The following is a 26,828-nucleotide window of genomic DNA, read 5'->3' as shown; positions in this document are numbered from 1 at the left end:
TGAGCTTCGATGAACTGAAGCCTTTCGCTGCCTGATTCTGCGTAACTTCTTGTTTAGCAAGGAGTTTTCAGTTTCGACTGCGCCGGAAGTGGGGCGAATTATAGACAGATATAATTCGCCGTCAACACTTAATTTCAGCTTCATTCAGCCTTGAGCGAAATACGCGCAAATGCCTTCTTCCCGGCCTGGCAAACATGGGTGGCGCCGAGCTGGTATATAAAGGTGCGATCAACCACTTCACCATCCACACGCACACCACCAGAACCCAGCAGATCACGCGCCACCGCCGAGTTCTTCACAAGGCCCGCTTTATTAAGGACGGCCGCGATCGGCATTGCCTCGGCAGCAGTCAACTCAATCTCAGGCAGATCGTCCGGCAGTTCGCCATCCTTCATGCGATTACCCGCAGCACGGTGAGCATTGGCCGCAGCCTCTTCGCCATGGAAACGCGCAACGATCTCTTCCGCCAACTTGATCTTGACGTCCCGCGGATTCGCCCCCGCCTCGACATCGGCACGCAATGCGTTGATCTCATCCATCGAGCGAAAGCTCAACAGTTCGAAATAACGCCACATCAACGCATCCGGAATAGAAACCAGCTTGCCGTACATCACCCCCGGGGCTTCCTGGATACCCACATAGTTACCCAAGGACTTGGACATCTTCTTGACGCCATCCAACCCCTCCAGCAAAGGCATGGTCAGAATGCATTGAGCCTCTTGCCCATACGCACGCTGCAGCTCACGCCCCATCAGCAGGTTGAACTTCTGGTCGGTGCCGCCCAACTCGACGTCCGCACGCAATGCCACCGAGTCATACCCCTGAACCAGCGGATACAAGAACTCGTGAATAGCAATCGGCTGATTGGTGGAGTAGCGCTTATCGAAGTCATCACGCTCAAGCATGCGTGCGACTGTGTACTGAGAGGTCAGGCGAATGAAGTCCGCCGGCCCCATCTGGTCCATCCAGGTGGAGTTGAACGCCACCTCGGTCTTGGCGGGATCGAGGATCTTGAATACTTGCGTCTTATAGGTCTCGGCATTATCGAGAACCTGCTCACGAGTCAACGGAGGACGCGTCGCGCTCTTGCCGCTCGGATCACCGATCATCCCGGTAAAATCACCGATCAGAAAAATGACCTGATGCCCCAGTTCCTGGAACTGGCGCAACTTATTGATAAGCACGGTATGCCCCAAATGCAGATCCGGTGCTGTCGGATCAAAGCCAGCCTTGATACGCAGAGGCTGGCCACGCTTGAGCTTTTCGATCAGCTCGGCCTCGACCAACAGTTCTTCCGCACCACGTTTTATCAGCGCTAGCTGCTCTTCAACCGACTTCATAACAGACCCGCAAGGCTCGAATTCAAAAGGGAACCAACCATACAAGATCAGGGACTAATTACAAGTTTTGCCCTACGTACGGACACTACTCAGCAAGCCCAGCGTTCGCGAGCTTGCGCCACAGATGATTTGGTTATATTTTATACAGTTATTTCATCTTCATCATGTCATTCATCTTTTCCATTTCATCTTCAAAGTCAAATTACTTATGACCACAGAACCGTCTAAAGCGCCGCCGCTTTACCCGAAGACCCACCTGCTCGCCGCAAGTGGAATCGCCGCTCTTCTCAGCCTGGCACTCCTGGTATTCCCTTCCAGTGACGTAGAAGCCAAACGAACATCCCTGAGCCTTGACCTGGAAAGCCCGGTTGAACAACTGACACAAGATCAAGACGCCTCCGACGCCCAACAAGCCACAAATGCCCCCGTTGAATCCCCCTTTGCACAGATAGAAAGCGCGCCTGAGGAGACTCAACAGGCAGCTCAAGAGCCGCCTGCTGCAGCCCCCGCCAAGAACCCGTTGCATCGCGAAGTAGTCGTGGCGAAAGGCGACACGCTGTCAACCCTGTTTGAGAAAGCAGGCTTGCCCGCCGCCACTGTTAATGAGGTATTGGCCAGCGATAAACAAGCCAAGCAATTCACACAGCTCAAGCGCGGCCAGAAGCTTGAGTTTGAAATGACGCCAGACGGCCAACTGAACAACCTGCACAGCAGTATCAGCGACCTGGAAAGCATTACCCTGACCAAGGGCGCCAAAGGTTTCGCCTTCAACCGCATTACCGCCAAGCCCGTCATGCGCTCTGCCTACGTACACGGCGTCATCAACAGCTCCCTGTCTCAGTCAGCCGCCCGCGCCGGCCTGTCCCACAGCATGACGATGGACATGGCCAGTGTGTTCGGCTACGACATCGACTTCGCCCAAGACATCCGCCAGGGTGATGAATTCGATGTGATCTACGAGCAGAAAGTCGCCAACGGCAAGGTCGTCGGCACCGGCGCCATTCTTTCCGCACGATTCACCAACCGCGGCAAGACCTACACAGCGGTTCGCTATACCAACAAACAAGGCAATACCAGCTACTACACCGCCGATGGCAACAGCATGCGCAAAGCCTTCATCCGCACTCCGGTGGACTTCGCTCGTATTAGCTCGCGTTTCTCCATGGGTCGCAAGCATCCAATTCTGAACAAAATCCGCGCCCACAAAGGCGTCGACTATGCAGCCCCTCGCGGCACGCCAATCAAGGCGGCCGGTGACGGTAAAGTCCTGTTGGCCGGTCGTCGTGGCGGTTACGGCAACACAGTGATCATCCAGCACGGCAACACCTACCGTACGCTGTACGGACACATGCAGGGGTTTGCCAAAGGCGTAAAAACAGGCGGCACCGTGAAACAAGGCCAAGTGATTGGCTATATCGGCACCACAGGCTTGTCTACCGGCCCGCACTTGCACTATGAGTTCCAGGTCAACGGCGTCCACGTTGACCCGCTGGGCCAGAAGCTGCCAATGGCCGATCCAATCGCCAAGGCCGAGCGTGCACGCTTCCTGCAACAAAGCCAGCCGCTGATGGCGCGCATGGATCAGGAACGCTCCACCTTGCTGGCTTCGGCGAAGCGTTAAGGTATGGCGCTCTATATAGGCGTGATGTCCGGGACCAGCCTCGATGGCCTGGATATTGCCTTGATCGAACAAGACCCGGCGATCAACTTGATCGCCAACCACTACATTCCCATGCCGGACAGCCTGCGCACCGAGCTCCTGGACCTGTGCGCCAGCGGCCCGGACGAGATAGCCCGATCAGCCATTGCCCAGCAGCACTGGGTAACACTGGCCGCTCGCGGCATCCAAGCCTTGCTGGCCCAGCAAAACCTGAAGCCCCAAGACATCCGCGCGATTGGCAGCCATGGCCAGACCATCCGCCACGAACCCGCGCGGGGCTTCACCGTTCAGATCGGCAACCCTGCCCTGCTCACCGAGTTGACCGGCATCACTGTGGTCAGTGACTTTCGCAGCCGTGACGTAGCCGCCGGCGGTCAGGGCGCCCCCTTGGTACCCGCCTTTCATGAGGCGTTGTTCGGTGAACAAACCGGTAACCGTGCCGTATTGAACGTCGGCGGGTTCAGCAACCTCAGCCTGATTGAAACCGGCAAGCCTGTAGCGGGCTTCGACTGCGGCCCGGGCAACGTGTTGCTGGACGCCTGGATTCACCACCAACGCGGCGAGCACTTTGACCGCGACGGCCAATGGGCGGCCGGTGGCAAGGTCGAGCCCCAGTTGCTCAACGCGCTGCTCAGCGACCCCTTCTTCCAGACCAAAGGCCCGAAGAGTACTGGGCGCGAAGTGTTCAACCTGAAATGGCTGCAACAACACCTCGGCAAATTACCTGCATTCCAACCTCAGGATGTACAGGCAACCCTGCTTGAGTTGACCGCCCTGACCGTCGTCGACTCTCTGCAAGCTGCACAATCCGAGACGCAGACCCTGCTGATCTGTGGCGGCGGCGCCCATAACGCCACGCTGATGAAGCGACTGGCCGCACTGCTGCCTAACACCCAGGTCGACAGCACCGCCTCCTACGGTGTAAATCCCGACTGGGTTGAGGCCATGGCCTTTGCCTGGCTGGCCCATTGCTGCCTCGAAGGCATCGCCGCCAACCGTCCAAGCGTCACGGGTGCGCGCGGGCTTAGGGTCCTGGGCGCGATCTACCCCGCCTGACGTCACCCGCAATCGCAGACAGCAAAACGCCGCTTGGCCGATCAAAGCCAAGCGGCGTTTTTATTGGTTGTCGATCAGGCCATCGATCAAATCGAGAACGAAGATCCGCAACCACAGGTCGTAGTGGCATTCGGGTTCTTGATCACGAAACGCGAACCTTCCAGACCTTCCTGATAATCCACCTCGGCACCTGCCAGGTATTGGAAACTCATCGGGTCAACGACCAGGCTGACGCCCTCGCGCTCGACGATAGTGTCGTCCTCGGCCACGTCTTCATCGAAGGTAAAACCGTACTGAAACCCTGAACAACCGCCGCCCGTAACAAACACGCGCAGCTTCAAGCGATCATTACCCTCTTCATCGACCAGGCTCTTCACCTTGTGCGCAGCACCGTGGGTGAATTGCAAAGCCGTGGGGGTGAAGGATTCAACGCTCATGCTGATAATCTCCCGGCGTAGCGCCGCCATATGCGTAATGGGCGGCATTATCCGCTTCTCCTAGAAAAGCGGTCAACTATTGTTACGGTATATCAATCTGTTCTCACGCCATTAAAAACGCAAAAGGCCCGATAAACGGGCCTTTTGCACAGTCATGAAACCGTCTTAAGGCAACATGCCCGCGTGAGACAGACCCAGCTTCTCATCCAGGCCGAACAGGATGTTCATATTCTGCACCGCCTGGCCCGACGCGCCCTTGACCAGGTTGTCGATCACCGACAGCACTACCACCAGGTCACCATCCTGCGGACGGTGCACGGCAATACGGCATACGTTGGCACCGCGTACGCTGCGGGTTTCCGGGTGGCTGCCGACAGGCATCACGTCGACGAACGGCTCGTTGGCGTAACGCTTTTCAAACAGCGCCTGCAGATCAACCGAGCGATCGACCACAGTGGCGTAGAGCGTGGAGTGAATGCCACGGATCATCGGCGTCAGGTGCGGTACAAAGGTCAGCCCCACATCCTTGCCGGCGGCACGGCGCAGCCCCTGACGAATTTCCGGCAGATGGCGATGCCCTTTTACTGCATAGGCTTTCATACTTTCCGACGTCTCGGAGTACAGGGAACCTACTGCCGCGCCACGGCCAGCGCCGCTCACCCCCGACTTGCAGTCTGCAATCAAACGCGAGGTATCTGCCAGCCCGGCTTCCAGCAAGGGCAGGAAACCCAGCTGAGTTGCAGTCGGATAGCAACCCGGCACGGCAATCAGACGCGCTTGCTTGATCTGCTCACGATTGACTTCAGGCAGGCCATACACCGCTTCCTCCAGCAATTGCGGTGCGCCATGGGGCTGGCCATACCACTTGGCCCACTCGTCGGCATCCTGCAGGCGGAAGTCTGCGGACAGGTCGATCACCCTGGTGCCGGCCGCCAGCAGTTCGCCAGCCAATGCATGAGCCACACCGTGAGGCGTGGCGAAAAACACCACATCACAAGCCCCCAGGGTCTTGATGTCCGGAACACTGAATGCCAGGCCGTCATAATGGCCTCGCAGGTTCGGGTACATATCGGCCACGGCCAGCCCGGCCTCGGATCGGGAAGTGATGACGACCACCTCTGCCTGCGGATGCTGAGCCAACAGACGCAGCAATTCGACACCGGTGTAACCCGTGCCGCCGACGATACCGACCTTGACCATAAACCTGCCCTCAACGAACCCACTGGAAAGCCGTCGATAATAGGGGCCGCATCGTCCTGCGACAACCGCCAACGTGACGTACGGACGCATGAGCCACTACTATCTTGGCTACCGTGAACCTTGGGAATAACCAAAAATGCTCTATCTATGGGTCAAAGCCTTCCATATCGTCAGCATCGTCTGCTGGTTTGCCGGGCTGTTCTACCTGCCGCGCCTGTTCGTCTACCACGCTCAAAGTGAGGACACCGTCAGCAAGGAACGCTTCAGCGTGATGGAACGCAAGCTTTACCGCGGCATCATGGGGCCGGCGATGCTTGCCACGCTGGTATTCGGCATCTGGATGCTTGCGCTTAACCCGGGCATCTTTCAATCAGGCGCATGGATCCACGCCAAGCTCACTCTCGTCGTACTGCTGATCGGCTACCACCACATGTGCGGAGCTCAGGTAAAACGTTTTGCCCGTGGCGAAAACACCCGCAGCCATGTCTTTTATCGCTGGTTCAATGAAGTGCCGGTTCTGATATTGCTGGCTATCGTAATTTTGGTCGTGGTCAAACCGTTCTAACTTCACATCATACGGGGTACCTCCAATGTCGCTGCCCGCTTTGCTTGAACAACGTCTGCGTCTACCGGTAGTGGTTGCACCGATGTTCCTGATTTCCAACCCGCAACTGGTCCTGACATGCTGCCGCAACGGGGTGGTCGGGAGTTTCCCGGCGCTCAACCAGCGCGAAAGCAGCGGCTTCAAGGCCTGGCTGGAGGAAATCGAAGCGGGCCTGGCGCAGTTGGACAACCCCGCGCCGTATGCCGTCAACCTGATCGTGCACAACAGCAACCCACGCCTGGAAGCTGACCTTGCGATCTGCGTCGAACACAAGGTCCCCATCGTCATCACCAGCCTCGGCGCGGTGAAGGAACTGGTAGATGCCGTGCACAGCTACGGCGGCCTGGTGTTTCACGACGTCACCACACGGCGCCATGCCGAGAAAGCCGCAGAAGCGGGCGTCGACGGCCTGATCGCGGTAGCGGCAGGCGCCGGAGGCCATGCGGGCACCTGGAGCCCTTTCGCGCTGATCGCCGAGATACGCCAATTCTTCGATAAAACGTTGCTGCTGGCCGGCTGCCTGAATCATGGGCACGAGATCCTCGCCGCCCAGCTGTTGGGAGCCGACCTTGCGTATTTCGGCACGCGCTTTATCGGCACCACCGAAAGTCACGCCCCGGATGCCTATAAAGAGATGCTGCTCACATCGCGGGCCGCCGACATCGTGCACACTCCAGCAGTCTCCGGCGTACCCGCCAGCTTCATGCGCCAGAGCCTGGAAAACGCCGGTTTCGACCTCGCAGCCCTTCAAGGCAAAGGTGAAGTCAACTTCGGTTCCAAGCTCAAGCCGCTGAGTGACGAGGCCAAAGCCTGGAAGACCGTATGGTCTGCCGGCCAGGGTGTCGGGGAAATTGATGATTTGCCCAGTGTGGACGAACTCGTCGCCCGTCTGGATGCCGAATACCGCAAGGCCCGCGAGCAGGCGGCACAGTTACGCTGGCCACGCTGATACACTTGCAGCACCGGCTGACTGCAGCCGGCCTGCCACTCTTCTCTCACAAATGACAAGGATGCCCGCATGAGCGACAACCGTTTTAAGATTGTGTTTGATGGAGCATTGCTCCCGGGTGTCGAAAGCACCACCGCCAAGCTGAACCTCGCCGAGCTGTTCAAAAGTGAAGTCGAAGCCATCGAAAAGCTCTTTACCGGCCGCCCCGTTGCACTGAAACGTGACCTGTCCCGCCCGGACGCCGAGACCTATCTCAACGCACTGAAAAACGCCGGGGTCGACGCACGTATCGAAGCCGAACAACCCGTGGCCTTCAGCCTTGCAGAAACACACGAGACGACGTCCGGCAGCGCCGACTTCTCGCAGCCTGCCGCCTCGCCCTATGCGCCACCACGCGCTGCCGTGGGTGATGATTTGCCGGAATACGCCACCCTCAATGTGTTCACCATCCACGGACGTATCGGGCGTCTGCGGTACCTGGCCTGGACGCTGGTGTTGACCGTAGCGATGCTCGTCGCCTCCGGCATCATCGCCACGGCGGGCTTTGCCGTCGCAACAGCCTCGCCGACGGCGGGTATCATCCTGGGCTCGCTGCTGGGCTTTGCGCTGTTCGTGGCCATTCTCTGGGTCAGCGTGCAAATCGCAGTGCAGCGGCTGCATGACCTGGGTTGGTCCGGCTGGTTGTGGTTCCTGAACTTGGTCCCGTTGGTCAACAGCGTCTTCCCGATCCTGCTGCTGGTATTGCCGGGGAACGCAGGCGCCAACCAGTACGGTGCGCCACCACCGCGCAACTCCACTGCAGTAAAAGTCCTGGCTACCCTGTGGCTGGCGTTTATTCCAGTGATGCTGGCTATCGTGGTCACGCTGGGTATGAACGGCTACCTGAATCAACTCGAAGCGAACATGGACGGTGGCTACGAAAACAGCTCGATCACCTCCGATGACGCCACCGATCAAAGCGTTATCGTTGATGAAGAAGACGCGCAAAGTGCTGATGAAGCAGCCGAACCTGTAGACTCTCCAGAACAGTGAAGAAACGCCCGCCCGCCTGTGATGCCTCTGTCACAGGCTCGGCGGCGTTGCGATGGAGAAAGGCATGACCCGTTACGCTCTGATCACCGGCGCCTCCAGCGGCATCGGCCTGGCCTTGGCCGAAGCCCTGGCCCGGCGCGGCCGCAGCTTGATTCTGGTGGCCCGCCAGCGTGATCAGTTGGAAAGCATTGCAATCGAATTGACTCAACGCTTTGGCGTCGAGGTGCTGTTTCGTGCCTGTGACCTGGGCGAACCCCTGCGTTTGTCGGGGTTTCTTCTGGAACTGGAAGAGGGCGAACGTCAGATCGACCTGCTGGTGAACTGCGCCGGCATCGGTACCAGCGGGCCATTTCTGGCCCAGGATTGGATGACCGAACAAGACCTGATCGAAGTCAACATCCTGGCCCTGACCCGTATGTGCCACGCCCTTGGCAATGCCATGGCACTGCAGGGTGGCGGGCAGATTCTCAACGTCGCCTCAGTCGCCGCCTTCCAGCCTGGCCCATGGATGAGCAGCTACTACGCCAGCAAGGCTTATGTACTGCACTTTTCCGAAGGTCTGCGCGAAGAGCTGAAGACCTGTGGCATCAAAGTCTCAGTCCTGTGCCCCGGCCCTACCCGCACGGCATTCTTCGGCACCGCGCAAATGGACACCGCCAAGCTCGACCGCAGCGGGCAACTGATGAGCCCGGAAGAAGTGGCGCTCTACACTGTGCGTGCGCTGGAGAAGAACAAAGCCATCATCATCCCTGGGCGACGCAACCGCTGGTTGGCCTTCAGCCCGCGCTTCAGCCCACGCTGGCTGACCCGCAAGATCGCCGGCGCGATCAACAAGGCCTATTGCCCACGTTGACGGCCTGGGTACACTCACCCTGCACTTTCATAATGGAGAAACAGCTGTGGATACTCTGTTCACCAAGATCATCAACAGAGAAATACCCGCGGATATCATCTACGAAGATGATCAGGTCCTGGCTTTCAAGGACATCAATCCCGCGGCGCCCGTGCATTTCCTGGTTATCCCGAAGAAACATATCCCCACGCTCAATGACCTGACCGAGGAAGACAAAGCCCTGGCCGGCCATATTCTATTCACCGCCCAGCGCCTGGCCCTGGAGCAAGGCTGCGAGGAAGGCTTCCGGGTGGTGATGAACTGCAACCCGAAAGGCGGTCAGACGGTTTATCACATCCATATGCACGTGCTGGGTCAGCGCCAGATGAACTGGCCACCGGGCTGATCAGCCTAGCTGCGCAGGTCGCGGCCCAAGGCTGCGACCCCATGCCCTAGACTCAGCGCAAACGCTTCACCCTCTCTTGCGGTAAACTGGCCGCCGAGATTCCTCCCGGAGGTCAGCATGACTACCCAACGTCACTACTCGCCGATTGACCGTCTGTTGCTGCAAGCCGACATGGCCATGCGCACGCTGTTGCCATTCAGTGGCCAGCCGTACCGCCCATCACCCGCCATCGTGCAGCCCGACGCGCAGATGAGCGAGACCGACACCCGCCACGTTGCCGGCCTGATGCGTATCAACCATACCGGTGAAGTGTGCGCCCAAGCGCTGTACCAGGGCCAGGCGCTGACCGCCAAGCTGCCGCAGGTACGCGCAGCGATGGAACATGCAGCCGAAGAAGAAATCGACCACCTGGCCTGGTGCGAGCAACGCATTCGCCAGTTGGGTAGCCACCCCAGCGTGCTGAACCCATTGTTCTACGGTTTGTCGTTCGGCATCGGCGCGGCTGCCGGCTTGATCAGCGACAAGGTCAGCCTCGGGTTTGTCGCGGCGACAGAACATCAGGTATGCAAGCATCTGGATGAGCACTTGGAGCAATTGCCGGCGCAGGACGAAAAGTCCCGGGCCATCCTTGAGCAAATGCGCATTGATGAAGAACACCACGCAGAAAGCGCATTGGATGCCGGCGGCTTCCGCTTCCCCGCGCCGGTGAGGTTTGGCATGAGCCTGTTGGCCAAGGTCATGACCAAAAGCACCTACCGCTTGTAAGTGCAAACAACTTGACCAAAAAAAGGGCGCTATCGAAGCGCCCTTTTCCTTTTGGCCGTCGCGTCAGCCCAACTCGATGATTTCGTAGTCGTGGGTAATCGCCACACCGGCCGCGCCGAGCATGATCGACGCCGAGCAATACTTTTCAGCCGACAGCTCGATGGCACGTTTGACCTGGGCTTCTTTCAGCGCCCGCCCCTTCACCACGAAATGCATGTGGATCTTGGTAAATACCTTCGGGTCCTCAGTAGCGCGCTCGGCCTCCAGAAAGGCTTCGCAGCTTTCAACGGCCTGGCGGGACTTCTTCAGGATGCTGACCACGTCGAAATTGCTGCAACCGCCGACACCCAGCAGGAGCATTTCCATCGGGCGTACCCCCAGGTTACGGCCACCGGCTTCCGGCGGGCCGTCCATGACCACTACATGGCCACTACCCGACTCACCGAGGAACATGGCTTCGCCCGCCCATTGGATGCGTGCCTTCATCACCCAGACTCCACTGCTAAAAAAGGGTTGCCAGCTTAGCACAGGGCCCCGCAACAGCAGCGTTGAGCATGAAAGCGATCAATGACAGCGTTTACCAGGCAAAATCATCAATCGAATCAGAATGTGTCTGTTAAGCTGGCGCCAAATCAATGGCGCATTGCCATCTTTTGCGCAGCGTGTATCAATGCCGACACCGCTGGATAAAAACAACTCCAATCACACCCCTGTAGTCTTTCGGGATACAACCATGGTTGCTCTTACTCCCACACCCAAGATCAAGAACCTCGACAAGTTGTTGATGCATTGCCAGCGCCGTCGCTATCCGGCCAAGCACAACATCATCTGCGCAGGCGAACGCTCGGAAACACTGTTCTTCATTGTGAAGGGCTCAGTCACCATCTTGATCGAGGATGACGAAGGCCGCGAAATGATCATCGCGTACCTCAATACCGGGGATTTCTTTGGGGAACTTGGGCTGTTCGAACAGGCGGGTAAGGAGCAGAAACGCAGCGCCTGGGTACGGACCAAGGTCGAATGCGAAGTGGCCGAGATCAGCTACACAAAATTCCGCGAACTGGCCCAGCATGACCCCGACATTCTGTATGCCCTGAGTGGCCAGATCGCCCAGCGCCTGCGCGACACCACGCGCAAGGTTGGCGACCTGGCATTCTTTGATGTGACCGGTCGCGTGGCTCGCTGCCTGCTTGAGTTGTGCAAACAGCCCGACGCCATGACCCACCCCGATGGCATGCAGATCAAAGTCACGCGTCAGGAAATCGGGCGCATTGTCGGTTGTTCACGAGAAATGGTCGGCCGCGTGCTCAAGGACCTGGAAGAGCGCAACCTGGTGCACGTCAAAGGTAAAACGATGGTGGTGTTCGGTACCCGTTAAACCGGCACGAAGCGGGTCAGCATTTGACGGTACGCACTGTCCAACCGGGCGATTGCATCCGGCGCGGGAAAGGCTTCGTGCAAGGCAATATGGCTGCCGGCGCGCACCCGCTGGTCGAGACCGCAGGCTTCATTGAAGCGATTGACCGCCGCAATGAGTTCCTCACGGTCGTTATCCAGCAGCAATGCACCGTGCACCAGCCCCACCGGGCGGCCACCACTTTGTCGCCAGCGCTGGGCGGTGCCGACCATTTTGCGGCCATTGAGGTTGACGTTATAGCGACCGTCACAAAACGCACCGTCGATTTCACCGACAGAAGCATCGCCGCCCAACTCGTTGAGTAGATCGCAGATCGGCTGGCACAAGCGCAAGTAACCGGTTTCGATACGATTCTGGTCGCCTTCGCTGCGCGGCGGTGCATAGACCAGGGCGATATTGACCGTCGCACTCGACTGCGGCACCGGTTCTCCGCCGGTTTCACGCAGCAGTACTGGCCAACCGGCATCCGCTGAAACCTGGCTGGCGGTTTCGAATGCCGGCAGCCGACTCAAACGGCGCGGCATGACCAAGGCTTGATCGCTGGGCTGCCAAAACAACAGCCCAAACGCCTGCTCACCCGCGCAAACGGCCGCCAACAAATCCTGCTCGGCGGCAAGACCGGCTTCAACGGTCATTCTCGCGGGTTGGGTCATCATCAATCCAGGGTCGAACCGCTGATCGCCACGCCACGTTCCGGGAAGAACAGGCGTTGCAGCTCCGCCCCCGGATTCTCGGCGCGCATGAATGTCTCGCCGACCAGGAACGAATACACACCGCTGATTTCCATCAGCTCAACGTCAGCTCGGTTGACGATACCGCTCTCGGTAATCACCAGGCGATCCCGTGGAATACGCGGCAGCAAGTCGAGGGTGTTTTCCAGGCTGACTTCGAAGGTGTGCAGGTTACGGTTGTTGACGCCCACCAACGGGGTGTCGAGGATTTTCAGTGCACGCTCCAGCTCGTTGCCATCGTGGACTTCGACCAACACATCCAGCCCGACGCCTTTAGCCACGGCCGCCAGCTCGGCCATCTTCACGTCATCCAGCGCCGAGACGATCAATAGCACGCAGTCGGCACCGAGGGCACGGGCTTCGACGATCTGGTAAGGGTCGACCATGAAATCCTTGCGAATCACCGGCAACTTGCACGCGGCGCGGGCCTGCTGAAGAAACAAGTCGGAACCCTGGAAGTAGTCGATATCGGTCAGCACAGACAGGCAAGTCGCCCCGCCCTTCTCATAGCTGACGGCGATTTCCGACGGAACAAAGTTTTCGCGGATGACGCCTTTGCTTGGAGAAGCCTTCTTGACCTCGGCGATCACGGCCGGTTGTTTTAGCTTGGCCTGGGCGATCAAGGCATTGGCAAAGCCGCGAGGGGCGTCAGCGGCTTTCGCCTTGGCCTCAAGCTCTCCCAGGCTCACGCGGGCGCGGCGCTCGGCGACTTCTTCGGCTTTGCGGGCCAGGATTTTTTCCAGAACGGTCGGAACACTCATCCTTCATTCTCCATCTTGAACACTGCGGTGAATGCTCCCAGCTCTTCGAGTTTCTCGCGAGCCAGACCGGTGTGCAACGCATCGTGGGCCAAAGCGACACCTTCCTTAAGACTATAGGCGTGGTCCGCTGCGTAAAGTGCCGCGCCAGCATTCAGAACAATCATTTCCGCTGCTTTCTGGCCGTTTTCAGTCTTGCGACGGCCCAGGGCATCACGAATCAGCTCCAGCGACGCAGCCGGGCTTTCAACCGAAAGGCCGTGCAAACTCTGACTTTTCATACCGAGGTCTTCGGGCTCGACCCAATATTCGCTGACCTGGTCATTCTTCAGCTCCGCTACAAAGGTCGGGGCCGCCAGGCTGAACTCGTCCAGACCATCCTTGGAGTGCACCACCAGCACGTGCTTGCTGCCCAGACGCTGCAACACTTCGGCCAATGGCCGGCACAGCGCCTGGCTGAACACCCCCACCACCTGATGTTTCACACCGGCCGGATTCGTAAGCGGGCCAAGCATGTTGAACAGGGTACGCAGGCCAAGATCCTTGCGCGGGCCTGCCGCGTGTTTCATCGCACCGTGGTGGGACTGGGCAAACATGAACCCAATGCCCACGCTGTCGATGCAGCGCGCCACTTGCACGGGTGTCAGGTTCAGGTAGATGCCGGCGGCTTCCAGCAAGTCGGCGCTGCCGCTTTTGCCGGAGACCGCGCGGTTACCGTGCTTGGCCACGGTGCAACCGGCGGCGGCCACCACAAAGGATGAAGCCGTCGACACGTTGAAGATATTGGCGCCGTCACCGCCGGTGCCGACCACATCGACCACACCGTCGAGTGTATTGAGCTCGACCTTGTCCGCCAGCTCACGCATGACCGACACGGCGCCCACGATCTCATCAATGCTCTCGCTCTTCATGCGCATCGCCATCATGAAGGCGCCGATCTGCGCATCGGTGCATTGACCGGTCATGATTTCGCGCATCACATCGCTCATTTCAGCGGTGCTCAGGTCCAGATGGCCGACGATACGGCTCAGGGCAGTCTTGATATCCATGGAAAGTCCTTAGCGCGTGCCGCCGCTCTGCTTGAGAAAGTTGGCGAACAGCTCGTAGCCCTGCTCGGTCAGGATTGATTCGGGATGAAATTGCACCCCTTCGATATTCAGTGTCTTGTGGCGCAGGCCCATGATCTCGTCGACCGTGCCGTCCTCCAATTGGGTCCAGGCGGTCAGCTCCAGGCATTCCGGGAGTGTCTCGCGCTTGACCACCAGCGAGTGGTAGCGGGTCACGGTCACCGGCAGGTTGAGGCCGTGGAACACGCCCAGGTTCTTATGGAACACCGGGCTGGTCTTGCCGTGCATCACCTGTCGCGCGCGCACCACGTCACCGCCAAACGCCTGGCCGATGGACTGATGGCCCAGGCACACGCCCAGGATCGGCAACTTGCCGGCGAAGTACTTGATCGCTTCAAGGGAGATGCCGGCTTCTGTCGGCGTGCAAGGCCCCGGCGAAACCACAATGCGCTCCGGGTTCAGGGCAGCGATTTCGGCCACGGTCAGTTCATCGTTGCGCACCACCTTGACCTCGGCACCGAGTTCGCCCAAGTACTGCACAACGTTGTAGGTAAAGGAATCGTAGTTATCAATCATCAGCAACATGTGGGTTCAAACCTCTTGAATTCACTGATTTCGAATGACCGCCTTCCAAAAGAGTGTCCCGCTGCCAGACGCACGTTCCGGTGCCAGGATGAGCTGGCAAGGGCGTCAAACAGAGGGTGCAGAAGGCAAATCGGTACAGGTCCGGCCAGGCCGGCAGAGAAAAATGTCAGGCGCGCCAACGCCAACGGGCGTGTGCCTTGACTACTCGCATCAAGAGTTTGCTGATGATCAACACGGGGAGGGTCTCATTCATACGTTCAGGCACAGTAACGTAGCCTCGCCAGCGGTGCAATATGGAGCAACGAATACGGGGGTATCACGACAGCGTCCTTGTAGGAAAAAACTGTCCTCCTTGAAGAAAAGCCTGAAAACATTGCTAGTGTTTCACCGGCGATACAAAAACAACTAAATGGAATTTTTCATGCTCAGACCACCGTTCTTCGCGCCGCTGGCCGGCTGCCTTCTGTCACTGGCCTGCGCGCAGGCGTTTGCAGCCTCGTCCCCCTACTCAACCATGGTGGTTTTCGGCGACAGCCTCGCCGACGCCGGCCAGTTCCCCGATGGCAACGCCGGAGCCACCTTGCGCTTTACCAACCGCACCGGGCCGAATTTCCAGGGCGACTACGGCCTGGTCTCATCGACCTTATTGGGTGCCAGGCTAGGTGTCGCGCCTAACGACCTGAATGCCTCCACCTCACCGGTTCGCACAGCACAGGGCCTGCCTGACGGGAACAACTGGGCGGTCGGCGGCTACCGTACCGACAATGTTCTGGATTCCATCACCTCCGTCTCCAACGCGGCGATTCCGCCCGGCAACGCGGGTGGCGGTACCGTATTGCGCAGCCGTCAGGGTTATCTACCGGCCAATGGCGGACGAGCCGACCCCAACGCGCTGTATTTCCTCTCCGGTGGCGGCAATGACTTTTTGCAAGGCCGCGTACTCAGCCCCGGCCAAGCCGTTGCCGCAGGCGCGCGCCTGGCCGACAGCGCACAAGCGCTGCAACAAGCGGGCGCGCGCTACATCATGGTGTGGATGTTGCCCGACCTGGGGCTGACACCGGCCATTAACGGTACACCGGCCCAGGGGGCGAGTACTGCCCTGAGTAACATGTTCAACCAGTCGCTGGTCCAGCGCCTGTCGCAGATCGACGCCGAGATTATCCCGCTGAACATTCCGCTGTTGCTGAAGGAAACCTTCGCCGACCCTGCCCGCTTCGGCCTGGCCACCGGGCAAAACCTCACCGGTACGTGCTTCACCGACCCCAGTTGTGCCAACCCGACCTATGGACTTGGCGGCACCACCCCCGATCCGACCAAGCTGATCTACAACGATTCGGTGCACCCCACCATCGCCGGGCAACAATTGATCGCCGACTACGCCTATTCACTGCTCGCGGCGCCATGGGAACTGAGCCTTCTGCCGGAGATGGCCCAAGGCACCCTACGTGCGCACCAGGATGAACTGCGCAATCAGTGGCAGGCCGACAACGGTTACTGGCAGGCGGTCGGCCAATGGCGAGCGATTGTCGCGGGTGGCGGCCAGCATCTGGATTTCGATGATCAAAACAGCTCGGCCAGCGGTGACGGCAATGGTTATAACCTCAATGTCGGCGGCAGCTACCGGCTCAATGACAGCTGGCGCGTCGGGATTGCTGCCGGGTTGTATCGACAGACGCTCGAAGCCGGCGCCCGCGATTCGGACTACAAGCTCAACAGCTACATGGGAAGTGCTTTCGCGCAGTACCAGCAAAACCACTGGTGGGCCGATGCCGCACTGACCGGCGGCAAGCTGGACTTCGACAGCCTCAAGCGCAAGTTCGCCCTGGGCGTCAGCGAAGGCTCGGAGAAAGGCGACACCGACGGCTGGCTGTGGGCCTTGAGTGGTCGCGCAGGCTATGACATCGCCGCTCCAGGCAGCGATTGGCACCTGTCACCCTTTGTCAGCGCCGATTACTCGCGGGTCGAAGTGGATGGCTATTCGGAAAAAGACAGCCGCTCCACGGCACTGACCTTCGCCGATCAACAACGCGACTCCAGGCGCCTCGGCGTCGGCCTGCAGGGCAGCTACCGCGTGACGCCGCAAACCCAAGTCTTTGGCGAGGTAGCCCACGAGCACGAGTTCGAAAATGACACCCAGAAGGTGAAGATTTCACTCAACAGCGTGCCGGGAATCGACTTCAAACTGGATGGCTACACGCCCCGCAGCAATTCGGACCGCCTGAGCCTGGGTGTCAGCCATAAGCTCACAAAGGAACTGGCACTGAGGGCTGCGTATAACGTGAGAAAGGATGACAACGTGACCCAGCAAGGGGTCAGCGCGGGTGTAAGCCTGGACTTCTGATGAAGCTTTGATAGCGCGCAGACCGAGCTGTGGGAGGGAGTTACCCCCTTCCACAGCTTGATCTACAGGTGAGTCAGCCCTGCGGGGTTTGCTCTGCCAACGCCACCGCACGGAACATCGCGCGGCGCTTGTTCAGGGTTTCTTCCCATTCAAGGGCCGGCATCGAGTCCGCCACAATCCCGCCGCCGGCCTGCACATGCAGTTCGCCGTCCTTGATCACCGCGGTGCGGATCGCAATGGCGGTGTCCATGTTGCCGTTCCAGGCGAAATAACCCACTGCTCCGCCGTAGACACCCCGTTTGACGGGCTCCAGTTCGTCGATGATTTCCATCGCACGAATCTTCGGCGCACCCGACAACGTGCCTGCCGGCAGGATCGCCCGCAACGCGTCCATCGCGGTCAAGCCGGCCTTCAGTTCGCCGGTCACGTTGGAGACGATGTGCATCACGTTGGAATAACGCTCGATCACCATCTTCTCGGTGAGTTTCACCGAGCCGATTTCCGAGACACGCCCGGTATCGTTGCGGCCCAGGTCGATCAGCATCAGGTGCTCGGCGATTTCCTTGTCGTCGCTCAGCAGGTCTTCTTCAAGCGCCAGGTCCGCCTCTTCGGTCGCGCCACGCGGGCGAGTACCGGCAATCGGGCGCACAGTGATCAGGTTGTCCTCGACGCGCACCAGCACTTCCGGCGAGCTGCCCACCACGTGGAAGTCGCCAAAGTTGAAGAAGTACATATAGGGCGTCGGGTTGAAACAACGCAGCGCACGATACAGATCGATCGGTGCCGCCTTGAAGTCAATGGACATGCGTTGCGACGGCACGACTTGCATGCAATCACCGGCAAGGATGTATTCCTTGATGGTGTCGACTGCGCGCTCGTAGTCATCCTGGGTAAAGCTGGAGCGGAATACCGGGTCAGCGGCAGGCGGACGGCTGAGGTCCAGCCCGCGACGTGGAGTGATCGGCTGGCGCAATTTTTCCAGCAAGGCTTCGAGGCTGGCCTGGCCTTGTTCGAATGCGTCCCCCTGGGAGGGGTCTGCCAGGACAATCGCGTGCATCTTGCCGGCGAGGTTGTCGAACACCACCACGGCATCGGAGACCATCAGCAGAATGTCCGGCACACCCAACGGATCCGGGTTCGGGCATTTGCCCAGGCGTTTTTCCACGTAGCGCACGCAGTCGTAGCCGAAGTAACCCACCAGGCCACCGTTGAAACGCGGCAGGCCGGGAATGGTCGGTACGTTGTAGCGCGCCTTGAAGGTTTCGACGAAGGCCAGCGGGTCTTCTACGTCATGGCTTTCGATCTCGACGCCATCATGGGTGATACTCACATGATGGTCATGTACCCGCAGCACGGTACGGCACGGCAGGCCGATGATCGAGTAACGCCCCCATTTTTCACCGCCCTGTACCGATTCCAGCAGGTAGGAGTTGGGCTTGTCGGCCAGTTTCAGATAGATCGACAGCGGCGTATCGAAGTCGGCCAGGGTTTCGCAGGCCATGGGAACACGGTTATAGCCGGCAGCGGCCAAACGCAGGAATTCTTCGCGGATCATGAGGTGCCTCGTGGCTTGAGGGTCAAACGGTCAGGTAGGCAAACGTGCCGCAGCGCGGCCAGGATCAGTCAGGCGCGCCAACGCCAGCGGGCCAGGGCCTTGATGACTTTCATCCAGAGTTTGCGAGTGACCACCACGATGGGATTTCCAGAAGGGTTTGAATCAACGTCGGGCAACGTTATCTCAGCGCCCGCTCCCAAGCAACCGGGGATTAACTGGCGCAGGTCGTCAATCACCAGCGCCGGCGATTCCTCGGCAATCGGCCGGCCATGGTTGTAGCCGTAGCTTAGGGCCACGCACTGCACCCCCGCCGCTTTCGCCGCCAGCACATCACTGCGTGAATCGCCGACAAACAACGACTGAGACGCCGGGATATTGGCCATTTTCATCACGAAGAACAGCGCCGCCGGGTCAGGTTTCTTCTGCGGCAGGGTATCGCCGCCGATGATCCAGCGGAAATAACGGCCGATTTTCATCTCGTCCAACAGCGGCGCGACGAAACGCTCGGGCTTGTTGGTGATCAGCGCCATTTCCACACCCTGTTTGCTCAGCCATTTGAGGGTGTCGCGTACGCCCGGGTAAACCACGGTCAGTTCGTGGCTGCTCTCATAAGCGGCGTTAAACAGTTCCAAGGCGTGTTCGGCCTCGACATCGTCTACGCCGTCAGCGTCCATATGATTGGCCAAAGCCCGGCGCACCAGCATCTGCGCGCCGTTACCGACCCATTCGCGCACCGAGTCGATACCCGCCGGTTTGCGCCCCAGCTTGAGCAGCATCTCGTCCACCGCCGCCGCCAGGTCGGGCACCGAGTCGATCAAGGTACCGTCCAGATCGAACATCACCAGCCGTGGCAGCTTGCCGGGGAACAGCCGCTCAAAACCGCTCATGGACGCGCCAGCGCCAGTTCGGCACGCATCTTGTCGATGACTTCCTGGTAGTCCGGGGCGTTGAATATCGCCGAGCCGGCCACGAAGGTGTCTGCACCCGCGGCAGCGATTTCACGGATATTGTTGACGTTGACTCCGCCGTCGATTTCAAGGCGGATATCACGGCCGGACGCATCGATCAGCGCACGCGCTTCGCGCAGCTTGTTCAGCGTGCCGGGGATGAACTTCTGCCCGCCGAAACCCGGGTTGACGCTCATCAGCAAGATCATGTCGACCTTGTCCATCACGTATTCAAGCACGCTCAGCGGGGTGGCCGGATTGAACACCAGGCCCGCCTTGCAGCCGCCTTCGCGGATCAGTTGCAGGGTGCGGTCGACGTGCAGCGAGGCTTCCGGATGGAAGGTGATGTAGGTCGCACCGGCGTCGACGAAGTCGCCAATGATGCGATCCACCGGGCTGACCATCAGGTGTGCATCGATCGGCGCGGTGATGCCGTACTTGCGCAACGCCGCACAGACCATCGGCCCGATAGTCAGGTTGGGGACGTAGTGGTTGTCCATGACATCGAAATGCACGAAGTCCGCACCGGCGGCCAATACCTTGTCCACTTCCTCACCCAGGCGGGCGAAGTCGGCGGAGAGAATCGATGGAGCAATGACGAAGGGCTGCATGACGCACCTTTTGAGCTAAATCACGATGGCGCGCATTGTATACCTCATGCTTTGCCCCGCGCACCGTGACCTGGCTCAATGGCTAGTACGCCGCGCGGTAGATCTTCTCGATATCCGCCACGCTGAGCTTGCGCGGGTTGTTGCGCATCAGGCGTTCAATGCCCGCGGCTTCCGTGGCCATGGCCGGAATGGCGTCTTCGGGAACCCCGAAACTGCGCAGGCCCGCCGGGATCTCCACGGCGGCACACAGTCGCGTCATCGCCTCGACGGCCTGGTCGGCCGCGTCAGCCATACTCAAACCGGCGATATTCACGCCCATGGCCTGGGCAATGTCGCGCATGCGTTCGACACAAGCCAACTTGTTCCACTGCATCACATAGGGCAGCAACAGGGCGTTGCTCACGCCGTGACCAATATGAAAGCGCCCGCCCAACGGATAGGCCAACGCGTGCACGGCACCCACCCCCGCATTACCGAACGCCATGCCGGCCATCAGGCTGGCGGTAGCCATGTCGTCACGTGCCTGCAGATGCCCCGGGTTGGCGTAAGCCTTGGGCAACGCGCCGGCAATCAACTTGATCGCACCAATGGCCAGTGCATCGGTAATCGGCGACGCATTCAGCGACAGGTAGGCTTCAATGGCGTGCACCAGAGCATCTACACCGCTGGCGGCAGTCACCCCGCGCGGGCACGTGAGGGTCATCTGTGGGCTCATCAAAGCAACATCCGGCAGCAAGTAATCGCTGACGATGCCTTTTTTCAGTTGCGCGACCTTGTCGGAGAGGATCGCCACATTGGTCACCTCCGAGCCGGTACCGGCCGTAGTCGGGATAGCAATCAGTGGCGGCCCCTTGCGTGGCACCTGATCGACGCCGAACAGATCGGACAGCTCACCATGGTAGCCAGCATAAGCGCAGACGCATTTCGCGATATCAATGGCGCTGCCCCCACCGACACCAATCAAGCCATCATGCCCGCCGTCGCGATAGGCCTGCATGCAGTCTTCGACGATGGCAATTTCCGGGTCGGGCTGCACACGGTCGAAGATTTCATAGCTGCGCTCGCCCAGGTGCTCCAACGCCAGCGCCACCGTGCCGGACTTGACCAATGCCGCGTCGGTGACGATCAGCGGGTTATCCACATCCAGGCGCGTGAGCTCGGCAGCCAGTTGTTCAATGGCACCTGGGCCTGTAAGCAGCTTGTGGGCGATCTTGAATGAGGAAGTACTCATGTGCGCGGCCTCTTATTGAAGGGTGGCAGGCACAAGAGTAGCTCCCTCTGCGGGGTTGTCAGCCATTCAGCAGCTGAATGGTCGTCACACCTGCGCGGTACGCAGCTTCTCGCTACGCCCGCGCAACCATTCCAGGGTCAGCAACAGCAGGACCGAAAAGGCAATCAGCAAGGTAGCGGCGGCGGCGATGGTCGGGCTGAGGTTCTCGCGGATGCCGCTGAACATCTGGCGCGGCAGGGTCGCTTGCTCAGGGCCGGCGAGGAACAGCGTCACCACCACTTCATCGAACGAGGTGGCAAAGGCAAACAGCGCCCCGGAGATCACCCCCGGCGCGATCAACGGCAAGGTCACCCGGCGAAACGCGATCAATGGCGAGGCGCCCAGGCTGGCTGCCGCCCGCACCAGGTTATGGTTGAAGCCCTGCAAGGTCGCCGACACGGTAATGATCACAAACGGCACGCCCAGCACCGCATGCACGACGATCAGCGAAAAGAAACTGTTGCCCAGGCCCAGTGGCGCAAAAAACAGGTAACTCGCCACACCGATAATCACCACCGGCACCACCATCGGCGAAATCACCAAGGCCATTACCAACGCCTTGCCGGGGAAATTGCCACGGGTCAGGCCAATCGCGGCCAATGTGCCGAACACCATGGCCAGCACCGTAGCGGCCGGAGCGACGATGATGCTGTTCTTCAACGCGCGCATCCATTCGGCCGAGGCGAAGAAATCCTGGTACCAATGCAGGGAGAAACCTTGCAGCGGGTACACCAGGAAACTGCCGCTGTTGAACGACAGCGGGATGATCACCAGCACCGGCAGTATCAGGAACAGCAGGATCAAGCCGCACAAGATCCGCAGGCTGTAGAACCACAGGCGTTCCACGGGCGACATATAAGGACTCAACATCGCAAGGTCTCCTCAGCTCAGGCGCAGGCGGCTGGCGCCCACCAGCCGGTTGTAGATCAGGTACAGCAACACGGTCGCCAGCAGCAGCAAGCCGCCCAACGCCGTGGCCATGCCCCAGTTGATGCTGGTGTTGGTGTAGAACGCCACGAAGTAGCTGACCATCTGGTCGTTCGGGCTGCCGAGCAGCGCCGGGGTGATGTAGTAACCAATCGCCAGGATGAACACCAACAGGCAACCGGCACCGACGCCGGCGTAGGTCTGCGGGAAATACACGCGCCAGAAGCTGGCGAACGGGTGGCAACCCAAGGAAATCGCCGCACGCATATAGGTGGGTGAAATGCCCTTCATCACGCTGTAGATCGGCAGAATCATGAACGGCAACAGGATGTGCACCATAGAGATGTAGACCCCGGTACGGTTGAACACCAGTTCCAAGGGTTTGTCGATCAGGCCCATGCCCATCAAGGCACTGTTGATCAGGCCGCCGGATTGCAACAGCACGATCCACGCGGCGACCCGCACCAGGATCGAAGTCCAGAACGGCAGCAGCACCAGGATCATCAGCAGGTTGCTTTTGCGCGCCGGCAGGTTGGCCAGCAGGTAAGCCAAGGGATACGCCAGCAACAGGCAGATGAAGGTAATTACCAGGCCCATCCAGAAGGTCCGGGCGAAGATGTCCAGGTAGATCGCCTGGTCCGGCGTGGCCGGGGCCACTTCACCCAGGTCGTTGATGCGGTGGTCGACAGCCGCCAGCAGGTAAAACGGCGTGAGACTGCTGGTATTGCGCCGGATCGCCTGCCAGTACGCGGGGTCGCCCCAGCGTTCATCGAGGCTTTCCAACGCTTCTTTATAGGAGGTGGGCGCCTCGGCAAAGGGCAGCGCCCGCGCGGTTTTGGTCAACAGGCTGCGATAGCCGGCCAACTCCATGTTCAAGCGCTTGGACAGGTCGCCCAGCGTCTGGTTTTTGCGGGCTTCGCCCAGGTCTTCGCTGAGTGCCTGATACACCGGATCGCCGGGCAGGCCACGGCCGTCCCAGGTCTTGACCGCCACCACGGTACGCGGCAAACCACCGACCACTTCCTCGTTACCGATACTTTTGTAGAGCAGCGCAATGATCGGCACCAGGAATACCAGCAGCAAAAACAGCACCAGCGGTGCAATCAATGCCTGGGCCTTCCAGCGGTTGAGCCTTTCGGCACGCGCCAGGCGCTGCTTGAGGGTGGGGCTGGGAATGGCGATCGCCATGGCTGACTCCGGAACTTGAGAAGAAATGCAGCCCCCTGTGCGAGAGAGCAGGGCCTCTCCCACAGGGGCTACGCGGTGTTATTTGGCTGCCCAGGAATTGAAGCGCTGCTCCAACTGCTCGCCGTTATCCGCCCAGAAGCTCACATCGATCTGCACCTGGTTCGCGATGTTTTCCGGGGTGGTCGGCATATCCTTGAGGATGTCCTTGGCCAGCAACGGCACGGCTTGGGTGTTGGCAGGGCCGTAGGCGATGTTTTCCGAGTAGGTCTTCTGCTGCTGCGGCTGTACCGAGAAGGCGATGAACTTCTTCGCGGCTTCGGCACGGTCTTTCGCCAGGCCTTTAGGAATGGCCCATGCGTCAAAGTCGTAGATGCCGCCGTTCCATACCACTTTCAGATTGCTTTCTTTCTGCACGGCGGCGATCCGGCCGTTGTAGGCTGAGCTCATCACGACATCACCCGAGGCCAGGTACTGCGGCGGTTGTGCGCCCGCTTCCCACCACTGGATAAACGGTTTGAGTTCGTCGAGCTTCTTGAACGCACGGTCCTGACCATCTTTGCCCGCCAGCACCTTGTACACATCTTTCGGCGCTACGCCGTCGGCCATCAAGGCGAATTCCAGGGTGTACTTGGCACCTTTACGCAGGCCGCGCTTGCCAGGGAATTTCTTGGTGTCCCAGAAATCCGCCCAACTGGTCGGCGCGGAAGCCAACTTGTCGGCGTTGTAGGCCAACACGGTGGACCATACGAAGAAGCCTACGCCGCACGGCTGGATCGCGCCCTTCACGTAGTCCGCGCCATTACCGAACAGTTTCGGGTCCAGAGGCTCGAACATGTCTTCGTCACAACCACGGGACAGCTCCGGCGACTCCACTTCCACCAGGTCCCAGGACACGCTCTTGGTGTCGACCATGGCCTTGACCTTGGCCATTTCACCGTTGTACTCGCCGGCGACGATCTTGCCGTTGCCCGCGCTTTCCCAAGGTGCGTAGAACGCTTTGACCTGAGCGGCCTTGTTCGCGCCACCAAAGGACACGACGGTCAGGTCCGGGCCTGCCATGGCCTGGGTTGCGCCGATCAAGCCAATAGCCAGCGCTGAATACTTAAGGGATCTCAACATTGTTGTGCTCTCCACGTGCAGGGTTGGTGAAGCCATGGGGGCGATCAATTCGCCTCTAGAAGTGGGTCGAGTGCGCGAACGTGCTCGACTTGCCAGCCAATCGGTACCACGTCGCCGACCGCCATGGCCGGGTCCAACTCGGCGATCGGTTGTTTCACAAAAAAATCGCTCTTGCCGCAGACTTCCAGACGCACGCGCACGTGGTCGCCCAGGTAGATGAATTCCGCCACCCGTCCCGAAAAACGATTGATGCAGCTTTCGCTGGAACTATTGAGGCTGATTCGCTCCGGACGCACCGACAGCGTCACCGGCTCGCCGAGCTGACCCACATTCACCGCCAGCGCTTCGACTTTTTCGCCGCGCGCCAGCTCCACTACGCAGCGCTCGCCGGTATGGCTGTGCAGGCGGCCGTTGAGGCGGTTGTTCTCGCCGATGAAGTTGGCGACGAAGGTATTTTTCGGTTCTTCATACAAGGTACGCGGCGCAGCAATCTGCTGGATCTCGCCCTGGTGAAACACCGCCACGCGGTCGGACATGGTCAAGGCTTCGCCCTGATCGTGGGTCACGTACACCACGGTCACGCCGAGACGTTGATGCAGGTGTTTGATTTCCATCTGCATGTGTTCACGCAGTTGCTTGTCGAGGGCGCCGAGCGGTTCGTCCATCAATACCAGTTGCGGTTCGAACACCAGCGCACGGGCCAGTGCCACGCGCTGTTGCTGACCACCGGAAAGTTGGGCCGGGTAACGCTGGGCGAAAGCATCGAGCTGGACCATGCTCAGCACGCGCTTGACCCGTTCACTGATATCGGTCTTGCTCAACGAGCGCACCGATAGCGGGAACGCCAGGTTCTCGGCGACCGTCATGTGCGGGAACAACGCGTAGTTCTGGAACACCATGCCGATATCGCGCTTGTGCGGCGGCACATTGTTGATGGAGCGTCCGGCCAGGAGGATTTCGCCGGCGGTCGGTGTTTCAAAGCCGGCGAGCATCATCAGGCTGGTAGTCTTGCCCGAGCCCGACGGCCCAAGCAGGGTAAGGAACTCGCCCTTGCGAATTTCCAGGTTGAGGTCTTTGACGATCAGGTTCTCGCCGTCGTAGCTCTTCTGCACGCCACGAAAGCTGACCAGCACATCATTTGTATCCACCTCGCTCATACCCGCACCTTTGTGTTTTGGACCGCAATGGAACAAGCGTAGTCCAGGCGCAAGCCCCCGAAAATCGGGGGCCGAGAGAGAATGGCATCAGCCGGCTGGAAGGTCGGGGGTAGGGATTGCCCTACAGCGATGGCGGGCACAGGACGGTGCAGCTACAAGGAGTGAGCTGCAAGCGGCAGGAATGGGCTCGGTGATGTTTTACAGGGTGTCGCTAATGGGCATGTCGTCAGAGCAGCCTGTGTTCCATGGCGTACTTCACCAGTTCCGCCAGCGAGGTGATATTGAGCTTTTGCATCAACCGCGCCTTGTGAGTGCTGATGGTCTTGCTGCTCAGCGCCAACTGCTGGGCAATGTCATTGACGTTGGCGCCGTGGGCCAGGCGTTCGAACACCGAAAACTCGCGCTCCGACAACAACGAATGCAGCGGGCGCGTATCGGTCAGGCCGACTTCGAAGACCATACGGTCGGCCAGGTCCGGGTCGATATAGCGCCCGCCGGCTGCCACTTTGCGGATCGCGGTCAGCAACAGCGCCGGGTCGCTGTCCTTGGTGGCATACCCCGCCGCGCCGACCTTCAGGGCGCGGGCGGCCATTTGCGCTTCATCATGCATCGACAACACCAGAATCGCCGGCGGATTGCTCAGCGCCCGAATGCGCGCTATGGCCTCCAGGCCATTCACGCCCGGCATCGAGATATCCAGTAACACCACCTCGCACGCGACATGGCGCAAGGTGTCCAGCAACTGCTCGCCATTGCTGGCTTCACCGACCACCTGCAGGTCTTTGGCCAGGCCGATCAATTGCTTGATGCCCTCCCGGACGATGGTGTGGTCTTCGGCTACCAGTACGCGAATCACAGGCATTTCCTCTTGTTG

The 26,828-nt window shown here is 59.7% G+C and carries 27 protein-coding genes; 10 read left to right on the top strand and 17 right to left on the bottom strand.

Annotated features, from left to right (window positions below):
- Positions 1 to 140: 140 nt before the first annotated feature.
- The gene (gene tyrS / locus EXW71_RS16030; protein WP_134658952.1) at positions 141 to 1,340 is read right to left on the bottom strand and encodes a tyrosine--tRNA ligase; all 1,200 of its coding nucleotides are present in this window, start codon (positions 1,338 to 1,340) and stop codon (positions 141 to 143) included.
- 208 nt (positions 1,341 to 1,548) lie between these two features.
- Here tyrS and EXW71_RS16020 point away from each other — a divergent pair, with 208 nt between their 5' ends.
- On the top strand, positions 1,549 to 2,961 hold the full coding sequence (locus tag EXW71_RS16020; RefSeq protein WP_134658954.1) for a peptidoglycan DD-metalloendopeptidase family protein: 1,413 nt from the start codon (positions 1,549 to 1,551) through the stop codon (positions 2,959 to 2,961).
- Between the two features lie 3 nt (positions 2,962 to 2,964).
- Positions 2,965 to 4,056, top strand: coding sequence for an anhydro-N-acetylmuramic acid kinase (locus EXW71_RS16015; RefSeq protein WP_134658956.1), 1,092 nt, complete (start codon positions 2,965 to 2,967; stop codon positions 4,054 to 4,056).
- 86 nt (positions 4,057 to 4,142) lie between these two features.
- Here the strand turns inward: EXW71_RS16015 and erpA are convergent, their stop codons facing one another.
- Positions 4,143 to 4,493, bottom strand: coding sequence for an iron-sulfur cluster insertion protein ErpA (gene erpA, locus EXW71_RS16010; protein ID WP_008077999.1), 351 nt, complete (start codon positions 4,491 to 4,493; stop codon positions 4,143 to 4,145).
- Positions 4,494 to 4,658: 165 nt separating this feature from the next.
- Positions 4,659 to 5,693: an N-acetyl-gamma-glutamyl-phosphate reductase gene (gene argC / locus EXW71_RS16005; protein ID WP_123717342.1), complete on the bottom strand. Its 1,035-nt coding sequence runs from the start codon at positions 5,691 to 5,693 to the stop codon at positions 4,659 to 4,661.
- Positions 5,694 to 5,829: 136 nt separating this feature from the next.
- Between argC and hemJ the strand changes: the two genes are divergently transcribed.
- The 6 genes from hemJ (at position 5,830) to coq7 (ending at position 10,281) form a co-directional block, all read left to right on the top strand.
- A complete protein-coding gene (gene hemJ, locus EXW71_RS16000) occupies positions 5,830 to 6,258 on the top strand; it encodes a protoporphyrinogen oxidase HemJ (protein ID WP_123717341.1) in 429 nt (142 codons plus the stop codon).
- Between the two features lie 25 nt (positions 6,259 to 6,283).
- Positions 6,284 to 7,246: a nitronate monooxygenase family protein gene (locus tag EXW71_RS15995; protein ID WP_134658958.1), complete on the top strand. Its 963-nt coding sequence runs from the start codon at positions 6,284 to 6,286 to the stop codon at positions 7,244 to 7,246.
- A 69-nt stretch (positions 7,247 to 7,315) separates the two neighbouring features.
- Entirely contained in the window at positions 7,316 to 8,278 is a 963-nt protein-coding gene (locus EXW71_RS15990) for a DUF805 domain-containing protein (protein ID WP_134658960.1), read from the top strand.
- A 64-nt stretch (positions 8,279 to 8,342) separates the two neighbouring features.
- Complete coding sequence (locus EXW71_RS15985; protein ID WP_123717338.1) at positions 8,343 to 9,131, top strand: SDR family oxidoreductase; 789 nt, start codon at positions 8,343 to 8,345, stop codon at positions 9,129 to 9,131.
- Positions 9,132 to 9,177: 46 nt separating this feature from the next.
- Complete coding sequence (locus tag EXW71_RS15980; RefSeq protein ID WP_122487311.1) at positions 9,178 to 9,516, top strand: histidine triad nucleotide-binding protein; 339 nt, start codon at positions 9,178 to 9,180, stop codon at positions 9,514 to 9,516.
- 117 nt (positions 9,517 to 9,633) lie between these two features.
- Positions 9,634 to 10,281, top strand: a complete 648-nt coding sequence (coq7, locus tag EXW71_RS15975) for a 2-polyprenyl-3-methyl-6-methoxy-1,4-benzoquinone monooxygenase (protein WP_134658962.1) — start codon at positions 9,634 to 9,636, stop codon at positions 10,279 to 10,281.
- Positions 10,282 to 10,344: 63 nt separating this feature from the next.
- On the opposite strand, the gene EXW71_RS15970 is transcribed toward coq7, so the two are convergent.
- On the bottom strand, positions 10,345 to 10,767 hold the full coding sequence (locus EXW71_RS15970) for an OsmC family protein (protein ID WP_005792019.1): 423 nt from the start codon (positions 10,765 to 10,767) through the stop codon (positions 10,345 to 10,347).
- 247 nt (positions 10,768 to 11,014) lie between these two features.
- Between EXW71_RS15970 and crp the strand changes: the two genes are divergently transcribed.
- Entirely contained in the window at positions 11,015 to 11,659 is a 645-nt protein-coding gene (crp, locus tag EXW71_RS15965; RefSeq protein WP_134658964.1) for a cAMP-activated global transcriptional regulator CRP, read from the top strand.
- Here crp and EXW71_RS15960 read toward each other — a convergent pair.
- The 4 genes from EXW71_RS15960 to EXW71_RS15945 are packed head-to-tail and all read right to left on the bottom strand — an operon-like array spanning position 11,656 to position 14,839.
- Positions 11,656 to 12,351, bottom strand: coding sequence for a lipoate--protein ligase family protein (locus EXW71_RS15960; RefSeq protein WP_134658966.1), 696 nt, complete (start codon positions 12,349 to 12,351; stop codon positions 11,656 to 11,658). The two genes, crp and EXW71_RS15960, sit on opposite strands and share 4 nt — an antisense overlap.
- A gap of 2 nt (positions 12,352 to 12,353) precedes the next feature.
- Complete coding sequence (gene trpC, locus EXW71_RS15955; protein ID WP_134658968.1) at positions 12,354 to 13,190, bottom strand: indole-3-glycerol phosphate synthase TrpC; 837 nt, start codon at positions 13,188 to 13,190, stop codon at positions 12,354 to 12,356.
- A complete protein-coding gene (gene trpD / locus EXW71_RS15950) occupies positions 13,187 to 14,236 on the bottom strand; it encodes an anthranilate phosphoribosyltransferase (protein WP_060757299.1) in 1,050 nt (349 codons plus the stop codon). The genes trpC and trpD overlap by 4 nt, the downstream gene beginning before the upstream one ends.
- Before the next feature lie 9 nt (positions 14,237 to 14,245).
- Positions 14,246 to 14,839 (bottom strand): aminodeoxychorismate/anthranilate synthase component II, encoded by a 594-nt coding sequence (locus EXW71_RS15945; RefSeq protein ID WP_134658970.1) that lies wholly within the window; start codon positions 14,837 to 14,839, stop codon positions 14,246 to 14,248.
- 421 nt (positions 14,840 to 15,260) lie between these two features.
- On the opposite strand from EXW71_RS15945, the gene estP reads away from it, so the two are divergent.
- A complete protein-coding gene (gene estP, locus EXW71_RS15940) occupies positions 15,261 to 17,180 on the top strand; it encodes an esterase EstP (protein ID WP_134658972.1) in 1,920 nt (639 codons plus the stop codon).
- Positions 17,181 to 17,253: 73 nt separating this feature from the next.
- Here estP and trpE read toward each other — a convergent pair whose 3' ends face one another.
- The 9 genes from trpE to EXW71_RS15895 all read right to left on the bottom strand — a co-directional run bounded on the left by trpE (position 17,254) and on the right by EXW71_RS15895 (position 26,816).
- Positions 17,254 to 18,735, bottom strand: coding sequence for an anthranilate synthase component I (gene trpE / locus EXW71_RS15935; RefSeq protein ID WP_134658973.1), 1,482 nt, complete (start codon positions 18,733 to 18,735; stop codon positions 17,254 to 17,256).
- Between the two features lie 68 nt (positions 18,736 to 18,803).
- Complete coding sequence (locus tag EXW71_RS15930; protein WP_134658975.1) at positions 18,804 to 19,622, bottom strand: phosphoglycolate phosphatase; 819 nt, start codon at positions 19,620 to 19,622, stop codon at positions 18,804 to 18,806.
- A complete protein-coding gene (rpe, locus tag EXW71_RS15925; protein WP_046035020.1) occupies positions 19,619 to 20,293 on the bottom strand; it encodes a ribulose-phosphate 3-epimerase in 675 nt (224 codons plus the stop codon). The genes EXW71_RS15930 and rpe overlap by 4 nt, the downstream gene beginning before the upstream one ends.
- A gap of 82 nt (positions 20,294 to 20,375) precedes the next feature.
- Positions 20,376 to 21,524: an iron-containing alcohol dehydrogenase gene (locus EXW71_RS15920; RefSeq protein ID WP_134658977.1), complete on the bottom strand. Its 1,149-nt coding sequence runs from the start codon at positions 21,522 to 21,524 to the stop codon at positions 20,376 to 20,378.
- Positions 21,525 to 21,608: 84 nt separating this feature from the next.
- A complete protein-coding gene (locus EXW71_RS15915; RefSeq protein WP_060757293.1) occupies positions 21,609 to 22,433 on the bottom strand; it encodes an ABC transporter permease in 825 nt (274 codons plus the stop codon).
- Positions 22,434 to 22,445: 12 nt separating this feature from the next.
- Positions 22,446 to 23,678, bottom strand: coding sequence for an ABC transporter permease (locus tag EXW71_RS15910; protein WP_134658979.1), 1,233 nt, complete (start codon positions 23,676 to 23,678; stop codon positions 22,446 to 22,448).
- A gap of 78 nt (positions 23,679 to 23,756) precedes the next feature.
- Positions 23,757 to 24,797, bottom strand: a complete 1,041-nt coding sequence (locus EXW71_RS15905; protein WP_123717328.1) for an ABC transporter substrate-binding protein — start codon at positions 24,795 to 24,797, stop codon at positions 23,757 to 23,759.
- 44 nt (positions 24,798 to 24,841) lie between these two features.
- Positions 24,842 to 25,954: an ABC transporter ATP-binding protein gene (locus tag EXW71_RS15900; RefSeq protein WP_134658981.1), complete on the bottom strand. Its 1,113-nt coding sequence runs from the start codon at positions 25,952 to 25,954 to the stop codon at positions 24,842 to 24,844.
- Positions 25,955 to 26,180: 226 nt separating this feature from the next.
- Positions 26,181 to 26,816: a response regulator transcription factor gene (locus EXW71_RS15895; RefSeq protein WP_177421593.1), complete on the bottom strand. Its 636-nt coding sequence runs from the start codon at positions 26,814 to 26,816 to the stop codon at positions 26,181 to 26,183.
- Positions 26,817 to 26,828 lie beyond the last annotated feature (12 nt).

The sequence above is a fragment of the Pseudomonas sp. BCA17 genome, assembly GCF_004519405.1.
Taxonomy (GTDB): Bacteria; Pseudomonadota; Gammaproteobacteria; order Pseudomonadales; family Pseudomonadaceae; genus Aquipseudomonas.
This window is presented reverse-complemented; position numbering and strand designations above follow the sequence as displayed.

Coding starts and splice junctions, on each gene's coding strand:
- tyrS (WP_134658952.1), bottom strand. CDS start 1,340: ATGAAGTCGGTTGAAGAGCAGCTAGCGCTGATAAAACGTGGTGCGGAA.
- EXW71_RS15915 (WP_060757293.1), bottom strand. CDS start 22,433: ATGTTGAGTCCTTATATGTCGCCCGTGGAACGCCTGTGGTTCTACAGC.
- EXW71_RS15985 (WP_123717338.1), top strand. CDS start 8,343: ATGACCCGTTACGCTCTGATCACCGGCGCCTCCAGCGGCATCGGCCTG.
- EXW71_RS15930 (WP_134658975.1), bottom strand. CDS start 19,622: ATGAGCGGTTTTGAGCGGCTGTTCCCCGGCAAGCTGCCACGGCTGGTG.
- hemJ (WP_123717341.1), top strand. CDS start 5,830: ATGCTCTATCTATGGGTCAAAGCCTTCCATATCGTCAGCATCGTCTGC.
- EXW71_RS15920 (WP_134658977.1), bottom strand. CDS start 21,524: ATGAGTACTTCCTCATTCAAGATCGCCCACAAGCTGCTTACAGGCCCA.
- EXW71_RS16015 (WP_134658956.1), top strand. CDS start 2,965: ATGGCGCTCTATATAGGCGTGATGTCCGGGACCAGCCTCGATGGCCTG.
- EXW71_RS15910 (WP_134658979.1), bottom strand. CDS start 23,678: ATGGCGATCGCCATTCCCAGCCCCACCCTCAAGCAGCGCCTGGCGCGT.
- EXW71_RS15970 (WP_005792019.1), bottom strand. CDS start 10,767: ATGAAGGCACGCATCCAATGGGCGGGCGAAGCCATGTTCCTCGGTGAG.
- argC (WP_123717342.1), bottom strand. CDS start 5,693: ATGGTCAAGGTCGGTATCGTCGGCGGCACGGGTTACACCGGTGTCGAA.
- EXW71_RS15945 (WP_134658970.1), bottom strand. CDS start 14,839: ATGTTGCTGATGATTGATAACTACGATTCCTTTACCTACAACGTTGTG.
- EXW71_RS15960 (WP_134658966.1), bottom strand. CDS start 12,351: ATGACCCAACCCGCGAGAATGACCGTTGAAGCCGGTCTTGCCGCCGAG.
- estP (WP_134658972.1), top strand. CDS start 15,261: ATGCTCAGACCACCGTTCTTCGCGCCGCTGGCCGGCTGCCTTCTGTCA.
- trpE (WP_134658973.1), bottom strand. CDS start 18,735: ATGATCCGCGAAGAATTCCTGCGTTTGGCCGCTGCCGGCTATAACCGT.
- EXW71_RS15895 (WP_177421593.1), bottom strand. CDS start 26,816: ATGCCTGTGATTCGCGTACTGGTAGCCGAAGACCACACCATCGTCCGG.
- coq7 (WP_134658962.1), top strand. CDS start 9,634: ATGACTACCCAACGTCACTACTCGCCGATTGACCGTCTGTTGCTGCAA.
- EXW71_RS15990 (WP_134658960.1), top strand. CDS start 7,316: ATGAGCGACAACCGTTTTAAGATTGTGTTTGATGGAGCATTGCTCCCG.
- EXW71_RS15995 (WP_134658958.1), top strand. CDS start 6,284: ATGTCGCTGCCCGCTTTGCTTGAACAACGTCTGCGTCTACCGGTAGTG.
- trpC (WP_134658968.1), bottom strand. CDS start 13,190: ATGAGTGTTCCGACCGTTCTGGAAAAAATCCTGGCCCGCAAAGCCGAA.
- EXW71_RS16020 (WP_134658954.1), top strand. CDS start 1,549: ATGACCACAGAACCGTCTAAAGCGCCGCCGCTTTACCCGAAGACCCAC.
- rpe (WP_046035020.1), bottom strand. CDS start 20,293: ATGCAGCCCTTCGTCATTGCTCCATCGATTCTCTCCGCCGACTTCGCC.
- EXW71_RS15900 (WP_134658981.1), bottom strand. CDS start 25,954: ATGAGCGAGGTGGATACAAATGATGTGCTGGTCAGCTTTCGTGGCGTG.
- trpD (WP_060757299.1), bottom strand. CDS start 14,236: ATGGATATCAAGACTGCCCTGAGCCGTATCGTCGGCCATCTGGACCTG.
- EXW71_RS15905 (WP_123717328.1), bottom strand. CDS start 24,797: ATGTTGAGATCCCTTAAGTATTCAGCGCTGGCTATTGGCTTGATCGGC.
- erpA (WP_008077999.1), bottom strand. CDS start 4,493: ATGAGCGTTGAATCCTTCACCCCCACGGCTTTGCAATTCACCCACGGT.
- crp (WP_134658964.1), top strand. CDS start 11,015: ATGGTTGCTCTTACTCCCACACCCAAGATCAAGAACCTCGACAAGTTG.